The organism is Streptomyces adelaidensis (assembly GCF_016598475.1).
In the GTDB taxonomy this organism is placed as follows: Bacteria; Actinomycetota; Actinomycetes; order Streptomycetales; family Streptomycetaceae; genus Streptomyces; species Streptomyces adelaidensis.
Genome location: NZ_JAEMUX010000018.1, coordinates 65,244 through 82,149, shown reverse-complemented (window position 1 = coordinate 82,149; position 16,906 = coordinate 65,244). Strand labels below are relative to the sequence as shown.

Annotated in this window: 10 protein-coding genes and 1 pseudogene; 3 read left to right on the top strand and 8 right to left on the bottom strand. The window is 70.2% G+C overall.

The window, feature by feature from the left end:
- The first annotated feature begins 5 nt into the window (after positions 1–5).
- Both I8N67_RS13340 and I8N67_RS13335 read left to right on the top strand, forming a co-directional pair.
- Positions 6–4,139: a HAMP domain-containing protein gene (locus tag I8N67_RS13340; protein ID WP_200303265.1), complete on the top strand. Its 4,134-nt coding sequence runs from the start codon at positions 6–8 to the stop codon at positions 4,137–4,139.
- Positions 4,136–4,708, top strand: coding sequence for a response regulator (locus I8N67_RS13335; protein ID WP_200303264.1), 573 nt, complete (start codon positions 4,136–4,138; stop codon positions 4,706–4,708). Before I8N67_RS13340 ends, I8N67_RS13335 begins: the two co-directional genes overlap by 4 nt.
- 81 nt (positions 4,709–4,789) lie before the next feature.
- On the opposite strand, the gene I8N67_RS13330 is transcribed toward I8N67_RS13335, so the two are convergent.
- Positions 4,790–6,667 (bottom strand): AMP-dependent synthetase/ligase, encoded by a 1,878-nt coding sequence (locus I8N67_RS13330; RefSeq protein WP_200303263.1) that lies wholly within the window; start codon positions 6,665–6,667, stop codon positions 4,790–4,792.
- 285 nt (positions 6,668–6,952) lie between these two features.
- Positions 6,953–8,821, bottom strand: coding sequence for a translation elongation factor 4 (lepA, locus tag I8N67_RS13325; protein WP_200303262.1), 1,869 nt, complete (start codon positions 8,819–8,821; stop codon positions 6,953–6,955).
- A gap of 252 nt (positions 8,822–9,073) precedes the next feature.
- Here lepA and rpsT point away from each other — a divergent pair, with 252 nt between their 5' ends.
- On the top strand, positions 9,074–9,340 hold the full coding sequence (gene rpsT / locus I8N67_RS13320) for a 30S ribosomal protein S20 (protein WP_200303261.1): 267 nt from the start codon (positions 9,074–9,076) through the stop codon (positions 9,338–9,340).
- Positions 9,341–9,753: 413 nt separating this feature from the next.
- Here the strand turns inward: rpsT and holA are convergent, their stop codons facing one another.
- The 6 genes and pseudogenes from holA to I8N67_RS13290 all read right to left on the bottom strand — a co-directional run bounded on the left by holA (position 9,754) and on the right by I8N67_RS13290 (position 16,826).
- On the bottom strand, positions 9,754–10,740 hold the full coding sequence (gene holA / locus I8N67_RS13315; protein WP_200303260.1) for a DNA polymerase III subunit delta: 987 nt from the start codon (positions 10,738–10,740) through the stop codon (positions 9,754–9,756).
- Positions 10,741–10,905: 165 nt separating this feature from the next.
- Positions 10,906–11,151, bottom strand: coding sequence for a hypothetical protein (locus I8N67_RS13310; protein ID WP_200303259.1), 246 nt, complete (start codon positions 11,149–11,151; stop codon positions 10,906–10,908).
- 30 nt (positions 11,152–11,181) lie between these two features.
- A pseudogene (locus I8N67_RS13305) lies at positions 11,182–12,010 on the bottom strand (arylamine N-acetyltransferase family protein).
- 4 nt (positions 12,011–12,014) lie between these two features.
- Positions 12,015–14,534, bottom strand: a complete 2,520-nt coding sequence (locus I8N67_RS13300; RefSeq protein WP_200303300.1) for a ComEC/Rec2 family competence protein — start codon at positions 14,532–14,534, stop codon at positions 12,015–12,017.
- 71 nt (positions 14,535–14,605) lie between these two features.
- A complete protein-coding gene (locus tag I8N67_RS13295) occupies positions 14,606–15,859 on the bottom strand; it encodes a ComEA family DNA-binding protein (RefSeq protein ID WP_200303258.1) in 1,254 nt (417 codons plus the stop codon).
- Between the two features lie 121 nt (positions 15,860–15,980).
- Positions 15,981–16,826 (bottom strand): DegV family protein, encoded by an 846-nt coding sequence (locus I8N67_RS13290; protein ID WP_200303257.1) that lies wholly within the window; start codon positions 16,824–16,826, stop codon positions 15,981–15,983.
- Positions 16,827–16,906: the final 80 nt, after the last annotated feature.

Sequence of the window (16,906 nt, the reverse complement as noted above, 5' to 3'; positions counted from 1 at the left end):
CCACCATGAGTGACGACAGTGCTACGCAGGTGCTCGAAGACGGTCAGAAAGGCAGCCGAACGGACGATCTGATCCGGGCATCCGATCTGCGCGCGCTGACCGCGGCGATGACCGCCGCCCGCGACGGCAGCTTCACCAAGGTCCCGGAGACCGGCCCCACGCCGGTGGCGGAACTGTGCGCCCTCTTCAACCAGATCATCGACCGCAGCACCCACTTCGGCGACGAAGTGCAGCGCGTACGCCGGGAGTTGGTCCGGCACGGCCGCCTCGACGAGCGGCTCTCGGCCAGCCCCGGCCAGGGCGCCTGGGCGACCCGCGTCGACGACGTGAACCAGACCCTCGACGCCCTGGTCGCCCCCGCCGTGAACGCCACGCGCGTGCTGGACGCGGTGGCCGGCGGCGACCTCACCCAACGCGTCGACCTGCACGACGGCAATCGTCAACTCCGGGGCGATCTACGACGGTTGGGCCGCGCCGTGAACAAGATGGTCGACCAGTTGTCGCTGTTCACCGGCGAGGTGACCCGGGTGGCCCGCGAGGTCGGCACGGAAGGGCGGCTCGGCGGCCGAGCCAAGGTCCGTGGCTTGTCCGGGAGTTGGCGGGACGTGACCGAGACGGTCAACACGATGGCCGCCCGACTGACCGCGCAGGTACGCGACATCGCCCTGGTGACCACCTCCGTGGCGCGCGGCGACCTGACCCGCACGGTGACCGTCGAGGCGACCGGCGAGCTGCTGGAGCTGAAGCTCACCGTGAACACGATGGTCGACCAGCTCTCCGCCTTCGCCGACGAGGTCACGCGTGTGGCCCGTGAGGTCGGCACCGAAGGCCGGCTGGGCGGTCGCGCCCAGGTCCGGGGCGTATCGGGCGTGTGGAAGGACCTCACCGACAACGTCAACTTCATGGCGTCGAACCTGACCTCCCAGGTCCGCAACATCGCCCAGGTCACCACCGCCGTCGCGAACGGCGATCTGAGCCAGAAGATCACCGTCGACGCACAGGGCGAGATCCTGGAGCTGAAGTCCACCATCAACACGATGGTCGACCAGCTCTCCGCCTTCGCCGACGAAGTCACCCGAGTAGCCCGCGAGGTCGGCACCGAGGGAAACCTCGGCGGCCGGGCCCAGGTCCGGGGCGTCTCCGGTGTCTGGAAGGACCTCACCGACAACGTCAACTTCATGGCGGACAACCTGACTTCGCAGGTCAGGAACATCGCCCAGGTCTCCACCGCGGTCGCCCAGGGCGATCTCGGCAAGAAGATCACGGTCGAGGCGAAGGGCGAGATCCTGGAGCTGAAATCGACTATCAACACAATGGTCGACCAGCTCTCCGCCTTCGCGGACGAGGTGACCAGGGTCGCGCGCGAGGTCGGCACGGAGGGCAACCTCGGCGGCCAGGCCCAGGTCCGCGGCGTCTCCGGCGTCTGGAAGGACCTCACGGACAACGTCAACTTCATGGCCGTGAACCTGACTTCACAGGTCCGGAACATCGCCCAGGTGACGACGGCCGTCGCGAACGGCGACCTCTCCAAGAAGATCACCGTCGACGCGCGCGGCGAGATCCTCGAACTGAAGGACACCGTCAACACGATGGTGGAGCAGCTGCGCGCCTTCGCCGACGAGGTGACCCGCGTGGCCCGCGAGGTCGGCACCGACGGCCGCCTCGGCGGACGCGCCCAGGTGCTCGGCGTCCTGGGTGTGTGGCGGGACCTGACCGACAACGTCAACTACATGGCGGACAACCTGACTTCGCAGGTCAGGAACATCGCCCAGGTGACGACGGCCGTCGCGAACGGCGACCTCTCCAAGAAGATCGACGTGGACGCGCGCGGCGAGATCCTGGAGCTGAAGACCGCCATCAACACGATGGTCGACACCCTCTCCTCCTTCTCCTCCGAGGTCACCCGGGTCGCCCGCGAGGTCGGCTCAGAGGGCCAGCTCGGCGGCCAGGCAAGGGTCGAGGGCGTGTACGGCACCTGGAAGCGCCTGACGACGAACGTCAACGAACTCGCCCTGAACCTGACCACCCAGGTCCGCGCCATCGCCGAGGTCGCCTCGGCCGTGACCCAGGGCGACATGACCCGCTCGATCACGGTGGAGGCGCGCGGCGAGGTCGCCGAGCTGAAGGACAACATCAACCTGATGGTGGCCAACCTCCGCGAGACCACCCGCGCGAAGGACTGGCTGGAGTCCAACCTCGCCCGCCTCGCCGCCCTGATGCAGGGCCACCGCGACCTGATGGAGGTCGCCGACCTGATCCTGCGCGAGCTGACCCCGCTGGTGAACGCCCAGTACGGCGCCTTCTACCTGGCCGACCCCGGCGAGGACGGCGCGGCCCCGCTCCCGGTGGCGCCCACCAAGGGCCTCGCCTTCATCGCGGGCTACGGCGCGGCCCAGGGCGCGACGGTCGAAACGGGCGCCCTTCCCGTGCACGGCCTCGTCGCCCAGGCGGCCCGCGAGAAGAAGCGGATCCTGGTCAAGGAGGCCCCGCCGGACTACATCAAGATCAGCAGCGGGCTGGGGGAGGCCTCCCCGTCCAGCGTCGTCATCATCCCGATCCTCTTCGAGGACAAGCTCCTCGGCGTGATCGAGCTTGCCTCCTTCTCCCGCTTCTCCGACGTCCATCTGGCGTTCTTCGACCAGTTCGTGAACACCATCGGCGTCGCCATCAACACGATCATCGCCAACTCCCGCACGGAGTCCCTCCTCGGCGAGTCCCAGCGCCTCGCCACGCAGCTCCAGGAACGCTCCGACGAGCTCCAGAAGCAGCAGGCGGAGTTGCAGCGCTCGAACGCCGAACTGGAGGAGAAGGCAGCCCTGTTGGCCACCTCCTCGCAGTACAAGTCGGAGTTCCTGGCGAACATGTCGCACGAGCTGCGCACCCCGCTCAACTCCCTGCTCATCCTGGCGCGGCTGCTCTCCGACAACCCGGACGGCCATCTCACCGACCAGGAGGTCCAGTTCGCGACCACCATCCACCGCTCCGGATCGGATCTGCTGCAGCTGATCAACGACATCCTCGACCTGTCGAAGATCGAGGCCGGCCGGATGGACGTACGCCCGAAGCGCCTCCCCCTCATCAAGCTGCTCGACTACGTCCACGCCACGTTCCGCCCGCTGACCCTCGACCGGGGCCTCGCCTTCGACGTCACGGTCGGCGAGAACGTGCCGCGCGAGACGTACTCGGACGAGCAGCGCCTGCAGCAGATCCTGCGCAACCTGCTCTCCAACGCGATCAAGTTCACCGCGTCCGGCCGGGTCGAGCTGACCGTCAGCCGGGTCAAGGACCCCGACCACCGCTTCACCCGCGAGGACCACGACGAGGTGATCGCCTTCGCGGTCTCCGACACCGGCATCGGCATCGCCGCCGAGAAACTCCCGGTCATCTTCGAGGCGTTCCAGCAAGCCGACGGCACCACGAACCGCAAGTACGGCGGTACGGGCCTGGGGTTGTCCATCAGCCGTGAGATCGCCGGCCTGCTGGGCGGCAGGATCATCGCCGAGAGCGTCCCCGGCAAGGGCTCGACCTTCACCCTGTACGTCCCCGTCTTCAGCCCCGGCCACGGGGTGACCGGCTCCGCCGCCGAGGACCTCGGCACGCTCGTACCGGAGCAACTGGCCACCGAGCCGTACCCGGCCGCGTACGACAGCGACGACGCCTGGCCGGCGCCCACCAAGCTGGAGGCGTGGAAGGTGGGGCGCGCGGGCCGGCTCCTGCCCGGCCGCCGGGTGCTGATCGTGGACGACGACATCCGCAACGTCTTCGCCCTCACCCATGTCCTGGGCCGCGTCGGCATGACCGTCCTGTACGCGGAGAACGGCCGCGAGGGCATCGAGACCCTGGAGCGCAACCCGGACGTCGAACTCGTCCTGATGGACATCATGATGCCGGAGATGGACGGCTACGAGACGATCTCCGCCATCCGCCGCACCCCGCGCTGGGCCGGTCTGCCCATCGTCGCCCTCACCGCCAAGGCGATGCCCGGCGACCGCGAGAAGTCCATCGCCCGCGGCGCCAACGACTACGTACCCAAGCCCGTGGACGTCGACCGGCTGCTCACGGTCGTCTGCGCGGTCCTGGACCCGGAGGGCGCGGAGCCGTCGCCCGAGAAACGTACCGAAGAGAACGAGGCGCCATGACCCCGCAGGACCGGACCGACCACAGCGCGGGAATCCTCCTCGTCGACGACATGGAGGACAACCTGATCGCCCTGGAGGCCGTCCTGGCATCCCTCAACGAGCCGCTGGTACGCGCCCGTTCGGGCGAGGAGGCCATGAAGGCCCTCCTCCGGCACCGCTTCGCCGTCGTGCTCCTCGACATCCGCATGCCCGGCATGGACGGCTTCGAGACCGCCGCCCACATCAAGCGCCTCGACCAGACCAAGGACGTCCCGATCATCTTCCTCACCGGCACCGACTCGGACACGGGTTACGCCTTCCGCGGCTACGCCACCGGCGCCGCGGACTACCTGACCAAGCCCTTCGACCCCTGGGTGTTACGGGCCAAGGTCAGCGTCTTCCTCGACCTGCACCGCAAGACCCAGCAGCTGGCGAACCTGCTGGCGCGGCAACAGGAACACACCGAGCAGGTCAGCTCAAGACTGGCCACCCTGGAAAAACAACTGACCCGCCCCACCCCGGACCTCCCGGAGATCCGAATACAGCTGGAGAACCTCCGAGCCCTGATAACGAGCGACCAGGCCGACTAGGCCATGGGCGCGGGGACTGCGCGACAAGCCACGACGAATCCGCGGCCGCCCACCAGCCCCCGCACCCCCGTTCCGCCCGCGCTACTTCTCCCGAGCCCCCGCGTACATGTCCTCGATGAGGTGCACGTACTCCTTCTCCACCACGGGCCGCTTCAGCTTCAGGCTCGGCGTCAGCTCACCGTGCTCGACATCCAGGTCCCGCGGCAGCAACCGGAACTTCTTGATCGTCTGCCACCGCTGCAGCCCCTCGTTGAGCTGCTTGATGTAACCCTCCACGAGCGCCACCGTCGCCGGCGCCGCGATGACCTCCTCGTACGACTTGCCCGCGAGCCCGTTGTCCGCGGCCCAGCCCTGGATGGAGGCCTCGTCGAGGGCGATGAGGGCGGCGCAGAAGTTGCGGTCGGCGCCGAGCACCATGACGTTGGAGGTGAAGGGGCACAGCGACTTGAACTGGCCCTCGATCTCGGTCGGCGCGATGTACTTGCCGCCGGATGTCTTGAACAGGTCCTTCTTGCGGTCGGTGATCCGCAGATACCCGTCGGGCGACAGCTCGCCGATGTCACCGGTGTGGAACCAGCCGTCGGCCTCCAGCACCTCGGCGGTCTTCTCGGGCAGCCCGTGGTAGCCCTCCATGACGCCGGGCCCGCGCAGCAGGATCTCGCCGTCGTCCGCGATGCGCACCTCGGTGCCGGGGAGCGGCTTGCCGACCGTACCCGTGCGGTACGCCTCCCCGGGGTTGAGGAAGGAGGCGGCGGAGGACTCGGTCAGACCGTAACCCTCCAGGATGGGGATGCCCGCGCCGGCGAAGAAGAAGCCGATCTCGGGCGCCAGCGCGACCGAGCCGGAGATGCACGCCCGCAGGCGGCCGCCGAAGGCCTCGCGCAGCTTCTTGTAGACCAGCGCGTCGGCGACCTTGTGCTTGGCCTCCAGCGCGAACGGAACCGACGCGGTGCCGGTGCGCCGGAAGTTGTCCTGGCTGGCCTTGGCGTACTCGCGGGAGACCCCGGCCGCCCACTGGAAGATCTTGTACTTCGCCGGGCTGCCCGCGCGGGCCTTGGCGACGACGCCGTTGTAGACCTTCTCGAAGATACGGGGCACGGCCGCCATGTACGTCGGCTGCACGACCGGCAGATTCTCGATGATCTTGTCGACGCGGCCGTCGACGGCGGTGATGTGCCCGACCTCGATGTGCCCCGCGAGGAGCACCTTGCCCATGACGTGCGCGAGCGGCAGCCACAGGTACTGCACGTCCTCCGCATTGAGCAGGCCGGTCGCCGCGATGGCCTTCGCCATGTACGCCCAGTTGTCGTGCGGGAGGCGGACGCCCTTGGGGCGGCCGGTGGTGCCCGAGGTGTAGATGAGGGTGGCGAGCTGGTCCTTGGTGATCGCGCCGACCTTCTCCTTGATCAGGTCGGGCTTCTTCTCCAGGTACGCGGCGCCGCGCTCCTCCAGCTCGGCCAGGGAGAGGATCCAGTCCTCCGAGAGGTCGGCGCCCTCGGGGTCGATGACGATCACATACGTCAGCTCGGGCAGGTCGGCCTTCTTCTCGCGCGCCTTGGCGAGCTGCTCGGCGTTCTCCGCGATGAGGACCTTGCTGCCGGAGTCGGACAGGATGTACGCGGATTCGTCGGCGTTCGTCGACGGGTAGACCGTGGTGTTGGCGGCGCCCGCGCACATGATGCCGAGGTCGCACAGGATCCACTCGATCCTGGTGGCGGAGGACAGCGCGACGCGCTCCTCGGGCCGTACCCCCAGTTCGACCAGCCCGGCCGCGACGGCGTTGACCCGCTCGGCGGCCTGCGCCCAGGTCAGCGGCTTCCAGTCCGAGGGCCCCTGGCCGGAGGCCGACGGCACGGGGTAGCGGAATGCCTCGGCATCGGGCGTGGCCGCCACGCGCTCCAGGAAGAGGGCCGCCATGGACGGCGGACGGTTCTCGATCAGGGTCTGTGTGTCGCTCACGACATCCTCCGGGGCCCGCGACAGTGCGGCTGGCTCATCGACTGTGCTCAAGGACTGGTGCTCAAGGACTGTGTGCTCAGAACTGTGCGGCTGGCTCAAAGCGGCTGTTGTTTAACTCACGAGTAACTAGCGAGTGGTGATCAGAGTAAAGCCCGGCCCGCCCGTTCGTAAGGGGCGGCGGGCCGTCACTTTCCACCGAGAACGACCGCACGAACGCATGCGGGCCCGTCGCGCCGAAACGCGACGGGCCCGCACTCCGCCCCAGTTCCCGGGGGTGACCGGTGGCTACTTCTTGCCCTTGCCACCGCCGGCGCTCTCGTCACTGGACAGCACGGCGATGAAGGCCTCCTGCGGAACCTCCACAGAGCCCACCATCTTCATGCGCTTCTTGCCTTCCTTCTGCTTCTCCAACAGCTTTCGCTTCCGGGAGATGTCACCGCCGTAGCACTTGGCGAGGACGTCCTTGCGGATCGCGCGGATGGTCTCGCGGGCGATCACCCGGGAGCCGATGGCGGCCTGGATCGGAATCTCGAAGGCCTGGCGCGGGATCAGCTCGCGCAGCTTGGCGACGAGCCGCACGCCGTACACGTAGGCCGCGTCCTTGTGGGTGACCGCGGAGAAGGCGTCGACACGGTCGCCGTGCAGCAGGATGTCGACCTTGACCAGCTGGGCGTCCTGCTCGCCGGTGGGCTCGTAGTCCAGGGAGGCGTAGCCGCGGGTCTTGGACTTCAGGTTGTCGAAGAAGTCGAAGACGATCTCGGCCAGGGGGAGCGTGTAGCGGATCTCGACGCGGTCCTCGGAGAGGTAGTCCATGCCGAGGAGGGTGCCGCGACGGGTCTGGCAGAGCTCCATGATCGAGCCGATGAACTCGCTGGGAGCGAGGATCGTGGCCCGGACGACCGGCTCGAAGACCTTGTCGATCTTGCCCTCGGGGAACTCGCTCGGGTTGGTGACCGTGTGCTCCTTCCCGTCCTCCATGATCACGCGGTAGACCACGTTGGGCGCGGTGGCGATGAGTTCGAGGTTGAACTCGCGCTCCAGGCGCTCACGGATGACGTCGAGGTGCAGCAGCCCCAGGAAGCCGACGCGGAAACCGAAGCCGAGGGCCGCGGACGTCTCCGGCTCGTAGACCAGGGCGGCGTCGTTGAGCTGGAGCTTGTCCAGCGCCTCGCGGAGGTCGGGGTAGTCCGAGCCGTCCAGCGGATAGAGGCCGGAGAAGACCATCGGCTTGGGGTCCTTGTACCCGCCGAGAGCCTCGGTGGCGCCCTTCTCCTTGCTGGTGATCGTGTCACCGACCTTGGACTGACGGACGTCCTTCACGCCGGTGATGATGTAGCCCACCTCGCCGACGCCGATGCCGTCGGCCGGCGTCATCTCGGGGGACGAGACGCCGATCTCGAGGAGCTCGTGGGTGGCGCCGGTCGACATCATCTTGATGCGCTCGCGCTTGTTGAGCTGGCCGTCGATGACACGGACGTAGGTGACCACGCCCCGGTAGGAGTCGTAGACCGAGTCGAAGATCATCGCGCGGGCGGGGGCGTCCTTGACGCCGACCGGGGCCGGGACGTCACGGACGACCCGGTCCAACAGCGCGTCCACACCGAGGCCGGTCTTGGCCGAGACCTTGAGCACGTCCTCCGGCTGGCAGCCGATGAGGTTGGCGAGCTCCTCGGAGAACTTCTCCGGCTGGGCGGCCGGCAGGTCGATCTTGTTCAGTACGGGGATGATCTTGAGGTCGTTCTCCATCGCCAGGTAGAGGTTGGCGAGGGTCTGCGCCTCGATGCCCTGGGCGGCGTCGACGAGAAGAACGGTCCCCTCACACGCCGCGAGCGACCGCGAGACCTCGTACGTGAAGTCGACGTGCCCGGGGGTGTCGATCATGTTGAGGATGTGCGTGTTGCCCGGCTCGGTGGTCGGCGCCCAGGGCAGACGCACCGCCTGGGACTTGATCGTGATACCGCGCTCGCGCTCGATGTCCATGCGGTCGAGGTACTGGGCGCGCATCTGCCGCTGGTCGACCACCCCGGTCAGCTGGAGCATCCGGTCGGCGAGCGTGGACTTGCCGTGGTCGATGTGCGCGATGATGCAGAAATTGCGGATCAGAGCCGGGTCGGTACGGCTCGGCTCGGGCACATGGCTAGGGATCGCGGGCACGCAGGGTCCTGATTCTTGAGGTGTCCGCAGCCGTCTGCGGGGTCTCGGGTCGGATCTAGCGGGTCTGTACGTAGGCACCATGGTCCCATGGGCGGAGGGCTGCGACCGGTTTGGGCCGACCCGAGGGCGGCTGGTACCGTGGATGGCTGTGCCTCATGCCCTCTCAGCAAGAGGTACATCCCAAAAAAATCAAGGTGCCTGAGGCATGTCCTCGTACATTCCTCGTACACCTGTAGCTGAAGAGGCTCATTCGTGGCGAACATCAAGTCCCAGATCAAGCGGAACAAGACCAACGAGAAGGCGCGCCTTCGCAACAAGGCCGTCAAGTCGTCGCTCAAGACCGCCATCCGCAAGGCCCGTGAGGCCACTGCCGCGGGTGACGTCGAGAAGGCCACCGAGTACCAGCGCGCTGCCGCGCGTCAGCTCGACAAGGCCGTCTCGAAGGGTGTCATCCACAAGAACCAGGCCGCCAACAAGAAGTCGGCGCTTGCTTCCAAGGTCGTCGCCCTCAAGGGCTGAGTTCCGCCTCTGATCTGACCGCCGGCTGGACCCAGAGCGGGCCCTCTCTCATCCGCTCCCACCCGGCCCCCCGGACCCGTACGCGACTGCGTTCGCCACGCGGGTACAGGTCCACCATCTCGACCCGACCCCTGTCCGCCGCCCCTTCCCCGGGGTGGGGGCGGGGCTTTCGGCATTTCCGGGGATACTTTTCCGAGATCACTTTCAAAGCAGGGCGGCCGCAGCGCTCTTTTTAGGGGCGCGGGGAACTGCGCGATCAACCACGAAGCACCCGCACCCGCCAACGCACAGAACCCCCGAGCTATAAGGCGCTGAAGGGGGTCGAAGGGGCGCAGCGCCTGGATGGGGGTCCCCCCGCTCGAGCGAAGCCGAGCGGGGGGGAGGGACGGGTAGGGGCGGCGGGGGCGAAAAAGTCACCCCCGACGAGACCGCGCAGCCCGAGCAATCACCACAACCGCCTTCTCCAACGCGTACTCAGGATCGTCCCCCCCACCCTTGACCCCCGCATCAGCCTCAGCCACAGCCCGCAACGCAACGGCGACCCCATCCGGAGTCCACCCCCGCATCTGCTGCCGCACCCGATCGATCTTCCACGGCGGCATCCCCAACTCCCGCGCAAGATCCGCCGGCCGCCCGCCCCGCGCCGACGACAGCTTCCCGATCGCCCGGACCCCCTGAGCCAACGCACTGGTGATCAACACCGGCGCCACCCCCGTCGCCAGCGACCACCGCAACGCCTCCAACGCCTCCGCCGCCCGCCCCTCGACGGCCCGATCGGCCACCTCGAAGCTCGACGCCTCGGCCCGCCCGGTGTAGTACCGCCCGACCACCGCGTCGTCGATCGTCCCCTCGACATCCGCGGTTAGCTGCGACGCCGCGGCCGCGAGCTCCCGCAGATCACTCCCGATCGCGTCGACGAGCGTCTGGCACGCCTCCGCCGTGGCGGACCGCCCGAGCGCCCGGAACTCCCCCCGCACGAACGCCATCCGATCCCCCGGCTTGGTCATCTTGGGGCACGCCACCTCCCGCGCCCCCACCTTGCGCGCCGCGTCCAGCAGCCCCTTCCCCTTGGCACCGCCCGCGTGCAGCAGCACCAGGGTGATCTCCTCGGCGGGCGCCCCGAGATACGCCTTCACGTCCTTGACCGTGTCGGCCGAAAGATCGTGCGCATTGCGTACGACCACGACCTTCCGCTCGGCGAAGAGCGACGGACTGGTCAACTCGGCGAGCGTGCCGGGCTGCAACTGCTCCGAGGACAGATCACGTACGTCCGTGTCGGCATCGGCGGCCCTGGCGGCGGCCACCACCTCCCGCACGGCACGGTCCAGCAGCAGGTCCTCCTGGCCCACGGCAAGCGTCACAGGGGCGAGAGGATCATCATTCGCAGTCTTCTTGGCCATCAGGCACAGCATCCCACGCCCCACCGACAACCCACCCTGCCCCGCACCCGCACCCACGCCCGCGTCGGCCAGGGGCGCGGGGAACCTCGCGAGCACCCCCCACCGCCCCGCACCCGACGAACCCCCCGACAGCCACCCGGTGGTTTCCCGGCACCCAGTGGAACGCTACGGCTCCTCCCGCCACCCCTCCCACTCCCCCGCGAACTCGTCCAACGCCACCGGATCCAGCCGACCCCGCTCGTCCCGCAGCACCACCAGCCACTGCGCGTCCTCCGCGTCGTCCTCCCCGGCCAGCGCGTCCCGCACCAACCGCGGCTCCTCGTCCAGCCCGAACCGCTCCCCGAGCGCCTCCGCCGCCTCCTGCGCCGCGTCACGGTCGGGCAGCACCAGCACATGTCTCACATCGCTCACGCCCCCATTTTCCGCCGGCCCCGGCCCACCTCACACCGCGGTGCCCCCTCCTCCCCCGCCCCTCACCTCCGGCACCCGCTCCAGCTCCATCCCGAACCGCTCCCGATACGCCATCAGCACCTCCCGATCCGTCACCGGCTCGGTCACCTCCCGCTCGCCCTCCGCCGACGTGACCGTGAGGGTGCGACCGCTGAGGGTGATCCGTCCGCCGTCCTCGGCGACCCGGGAGCAGACGAGGGACCGGGTGAAGTGCGAGGCCGGTGAGGTGCTGTGCCACCAGGCCCCGGCCACGAAGTCACCGAGCACCCTGGGCCGCGTCTCCAGCCGGTACTGGGGCGTCCCGTCCCGGTAGATGTCCAGGTCCCCGAACTCCCGCCCACCGCTCTCCCGATCCGCCTCGGCCACCCGGAACGTGCCGCCCGGATCCTCCTGCTCCCCGCGCCCCCCGAAGTCCAGCGGATAGTGGCTGTTCGACCCGAACCCCACGTCGGCCAGCCAGTCACCCCCGTCCACCGTCCGTACCCGCAGCGCGAGATGGTCGTACGGGATGCCGAGCCGCCCCTCATCGCCGTACACCCGTGCCGCGAGCAGCGTCACGTCGAACCCCAGGGCCGCGAGCAACGCCCCGAACAGTCCGTTCAGTTCGAAGCAGAAGCCGCCCCTGCGCTCCCCCACGACCTTGTCGAGGAGCCGCTTCTCCTCCAGCACGATCTCCTCTCCGAGGTGGATCGACAGGTTCTCGAACGGCACCGCCCACAGATGGCGCAGATGCAGCTCACGCAGTACGTCGACGGTGGGCCAGGCCGGGTGCTCGGCCCCGGATGCGGCGAAGGTAGGCGTCCAGTTCCGCGGTATCCATGACTTCAGTCTCTCGCCACCAGCAGCTCCTTCGCCGTACCCGCGACGGCGATCGCGCCGTCCTCGTCCGTACGCAGCACCGTGGCGCCCCCGGCCCGCAGCGCCGCGACCGTGCTCGGGGCCGGATGTCCGTACGAGTTGTCCGCGCCCACCGAGATGAGTGCCAGCCGGGGTGCCATCGCGCGTATCAGGTCCGGGTCCTGGTAGGCCGACCCGTGATGGGCGACCTTCACCACGTCCACGGCTCCCAGCGCCGCGGCCTCGGGGGATCTCGCCAGTTCCCGCTGACCGGGCGGTTCCAGGTCGCCGAGGAGCAGCAGGGTCAGCCCGGCCGCACGGACCAGCATGGTCACGCTGGCGTCGTTCGGCCCGTCCGGCACGGGCGCGGCACCCGGCGGCCACAGCACCCGCCACGCGAGGCTCCCCGTGCGCCGCTCCTCCCCGGCCACCGCCCGTGTCACCGGAATCCGCCGGGCCGCCGCGTGTCTGTGCACGAACTCGGCCTGGTCGGCGGGCTCCTCGAACCCGGTCGTCTCGATCGCCCCGACCGAACGTCCCCGCAGCACTCCCGGCAGCCCCGCCACATGGTCGGCGTGGAAGTGGGTGAGGACGACGAGGGGGACTCTGGTGATGCCGAGCGCCGTCAGACAGCGGTCGGCCAGCACCGGATCGGGACCGGCGTCCACGACCACCCCGGCGCCGTCACCCGCCGCGAGGACGGTCGCGTCCCCTTGGCCCACATCACACATCACGAACCGCCAGCCGGGCGGCGGCCAGCCCGTGATCACCCTGGTCAGGGGCGGTGGCTGCACCACGGCCAGCAGGAACACCACCAGGCACGCCCCGACCAGCCAGGGATGGCTCATAAGCCGCCGCCCGACCGCCACGCCGACCACGGTGACGAGGGCGAGCAGCAGCGCACCCGTCCAACTGCCCGGCCAGTCCACACCGGCACCGGGCAGGGACGCCCCGGTGCGGGCGATGTCCGCGATCCACCCGGCGGGCCAACTCGCGCACCAGGCGAGGCACTCGGCCACGGGCATCGCCACCGGGGCCGTCGCCAGCGTGGCGAACCCCAGCACCGTGGCCGGGGCCACCGCGAACTCCGCCAGCAGATTGCACGGCACCGCCACCAGGCTCACCTTGGCCGACAGCACGGCGACGACCGGCGCGCACACCGCCTGCGCGGCTCCCGCCGCCGCCAGCGCCTCGGCCGGGCGGGGCGGCACCCGGCGCCGCTGGAGCGCCGCACTCCAGCGCGGGGCGAGGGTGAGCAGGGCCCCGGTGGCGAGAACCGACAGCAGGAAGCCGTAACTACGCGCCAGCCACGGGTCGTACAGCACCAGCAGCAGAACCGCCGTCGCCAGCGCGGGGATGAGGGACCTGCGGCGTCCCGTCGCGATGGCCAGCAGCGCGATCGAGCCGCAGGCCGCGGCCCGCACCACGCTCGGTTCCGGCCGGCACACGATCACGAAGCCGAGCGTCAGCGCGCCACCGGCCAGCGCGGTCGTCCGCAGCGGAATCCCGAGCCGGGGCGCGAGCCCCCGCCGCTCGGCCCGCTGGGCCAGCCCCGGCGGTCCGATGAACAGGGCCAGCAGAATCGTGAAGTTCGCCCCGCTCACTGCGAGCAGATGCGTGAGGTCGGTCGCCTTGAAAGCCTCGTCCAACTCGACCGTGACCCGCGAGGTGTCCCCGACGACGAACCCCGGCAACAGCGCCCGCGCGTCCGCGTCCAGCCCGTCGGTCGCCTCCCGCAGCCCCTCCCGCAACCGCCCCGCGAACCGCTGCACCGCACTCGCCTCCGCCACCACCTCCGGGGCCCCGCCCCGCACCCGCAACACGGCCGCCACCCGGTCTCCCCCGGCCATGGCCGGCACGACCTGTGCCGCCACCCGCACCCGTGTGGACGGCAACAGGGAAAGCCATGGCGAACGACCACCACCGGAGCCCCCGCCTCCGCCGTCACCCGCGCCCGCCTGTCCCCGTCCGTTCACGTCGACGATGACCAGCACCGGAGTCCGGGTGTCCACGACCGTCCCGTCCGGGCTTCTCACCCGTCGCACCTCGGCCTGAAGGAGCACGGCGGTCGGGGCCGCGTGGCTGCCCTTGATCCGGGGGCGGGTGAGCCGTGGATCGGAGGTCAGCTCGACCTCGGCGCTCACCCGGGCGTACTGCCCGGCCAGGGCGGGCACGGGACCCCGCCGCAGATCCGCCCCGTGCAGCCCGGCGGACGCGGCAGCCGCACCCGCGCACAGCAGCACGGCGGCGACCGAGACCATGGTCCAGGCTCCGACTCCGGCACCGGGTCGTACCCGTACCCGTACCCGCCCTCGCCCCATGACCAGCAGGGCCACTCCCACAACCAGACAGACCACGACCACACCCGTGACCCACCCGGGAGAGGCGTGCACCATCAGAGCCGCCGTCGCCCACGCGGCCAACGCCGGCGGTACTAGACGCAGATCCGTCGGCCCTTCCTGTCGGGGATGCGCGTGGCCGAGCCGAGCGCCGGAGGCCGCGTGCACGGCGGCACGTCGCGACAGACCCTGTGCTCCGGCCGCCCCGACCGCAGCCGGCACCCCCTCCTCCGGCGCCTTCATGGCCGTACGAGATTCCGCAGATCGGCGAAACGGCGGTCGCCGATTCCGTTCACCTCGCGCAGTTCGTCGACCGAGCGGAAGCCGCCCTGCTGGGCGCGGTAGTCGATGATGTGCTGGGCGAGGACAGGCCCGACGCCGGGCAGGGTGTCCAACTGATCCGCGGTGGCCGTATTGAGGGAGACAGGGGCCGCGGGCGCTCCGCCGGCCCCGGCCACGCCACCGCCGCCCGCACCCGCACCCGCACCCGCACCGGGTACGGCACCGGACACCGGTGCCGGGCCGCCGACCAGGACCTGTTCACCGTCGACGAGGAGGCGGGCACGGTTGAGCCCGTCGGTGTTCGCCCCTGGCCGCACACCGCCCGCCGCCCGCAACGCGTCGGCGACCCGGGAACCGGCCGGCAGCTGCTGGATGCCTGGTCTGCGCACCTTCCCTCCGACGTCCACCACAATTGAGGGCCCGGCAGTGGCAGGCATCGCCCCGCCCGAGGAACCCGGCGCCCCCGCCTGCCCACCACCGGATTCGCCGAACGAAGCCGCCGGACCGCCCGGAGCCCCCGGGGCCCCCGCCCGCACCACCTCGGGCGCGCTCACCGGCTGGGTCCGGCCCGCCCAGAAGTGCTGTGCCGCGAACACCGCCGCGACGACCAGCACCACGCTCAGCGCGACCACGCTCTTCCGCTCGATGCCGCACCGCACCTGCAACCACAACGGCAACCGCTCCCGCACGGCCGGCCCCACCCGCTCCCGCCACGCGCCGCCCGCGCCGCGATCGACCGCACCGCCGTCACCCACACCGCCGTCACCCACACCGCCGTCGCCCATGCGGCCGTCATCCACACCGCCGTCGACAGCACGACGCTCACCGGCACCACCCCCGCGCGGAGCACCACGATCATCAGCGCTCGCAACCTCAGCCTCAGCCTCAGCCGCATCCGCATCCGCATCCGCATCCGCCCAGGCCACCCCGCCCCCGAGCCCCGTCCTACCCCTGGGCGCCCCGGGCGGCCCATGCCCAGACTCCCGGGGCTCCGCCAGATCCTGCGGCTCCTGCGGCTCCCGCCGCTCCCGAACCCTCTCGGGGAAGAGCGCCTCGGCCCGCAGCCGGAGCGTCTCCGCCGACGCCTGGTGGCGGCGCCCGGCCCTCCCCCTCGGCTGCCGAGAGCGGTGCCGGGCGCGGCCGTCGGAGGATGGGGCCCGGCCCGGGCCGCTGGTGACTGTCGCTGTACGCGAACGTGATCGAAGTGCCATGCGACGAGGATCAGGCAAGTCCGCGCACTCGCGATGATCTTGCTCAGATCCCGTGGATTACTGCCCAGTTGTGGATAACTCCGTCACCCACACGAGCGACAGCCCCAGCAACATTCGCCCCTCACCGAGGCGAAACAACCGCCCCCAGCAACCCGGGCCCCGTATGCGCCCCGATCACCGCCCCGACCTCGCTCACATGCAGATCGGCCAGCCCCGGCACCCGTTCCCGCAACCGTTCCGCGAGCGCCGAGGCCCGCTCGGGCGCGGCGAGGTGATGGACGGCGATGTCGACCGGCGCGCCGCCCGCCCGCTCGGCGACGATCTCCTCAAGGCGGGCGATCGCTCTGGAGGCCGTACGGACCTTCTCCAGCATCTCGATGCGGCCGCCGTCCAACTGCAGCAGCGGCTTGACCGCCAGCGCGGAACCGAACAGTGCCTGCGCCGCACCGATCCGCCCGCCCCGGCGCAGATAGTCCAGGGTGTCGACGTAGAAGAACGCGGACGTACCCGCGGCCCGCTTCTCGGCGGCGGTGACGGCCTCGTCCACCGTGCCGCCCGCCTCCGCGGACTCGGCGGCGGCCAGGGCGCAGAACCCGAGGGCCATCGCGACCATCCCGGTGTCCACCACGCGTACCGGCACGGGTGCCTCTCGGGCGGCGAGCACGGCCGCGTCGTACGTGCCCGAGAACTCGGCGGACAGATGGAGGGAGACGATGCCCGTGGCGCCCGACTCCGCGACCTTGCGATAGGTCTCCGCGAACAGATCAGGGCTGGGGCGGGACGTGGTGACGGACCGTCTCTTCTGCAGGGCCTGGGCCAGCGAACGCGCCGAGATCTCGGTGCCCTCTTCGAGCGCCTGGTCGCCGAGGACCACGGTCAACGGCACCGCGATGATGCCGTGACGCTCCATCGCCGGCGGCGGCAGGTAGGCCGTTGAATCGGTGACGATCGCGACATGGCGGGACATGAGCTGGAGGTTACCCGCCCAGTCCCACCGACGGCAGCCCGGCCCCTCCCACCTGCGACCGGACAGCCCGGGCGGACGGA

Bases quoted from the DNA above. Each gene is read 5' to 3' on its own strand.
- I8N67_RS13290 (WP_200303257.1), bottom strand. From the start codon at position 16,826: ATGTCCCGCCATGTCGCGATCGTCACCGATTCAACGGCCTACCTGCCG.
- I8N67_RS13340 (WP_200303265.1), top strand. From the start codon at position 6: ATGAGTGACGACAGTGCTACGCAGGTGCTCGAAGACGGTCAGAAAGGC.
- I8N67_RS13295 (WP_200303258.1), bottom strand. From the start codon at position 15,859: ATGGCACTTCGATCACGTTCGCGTACAGCGACAGTCACCAGCGGCCCG.
- holA (WP_200303260.1), bottom strand. From the start codon at position 10,740: ATGGCCAAGAAGACTGCGAATGATGATCCTCTCGCCCCTGTGACGCTT.
- I8N67_RS13335 (WP_200303264.1), top strand. From the start codon at position 4,136: ATGACCCCGCAGGACCGGACCGACCACAGCGCGGGAATCCTCCTCGTC.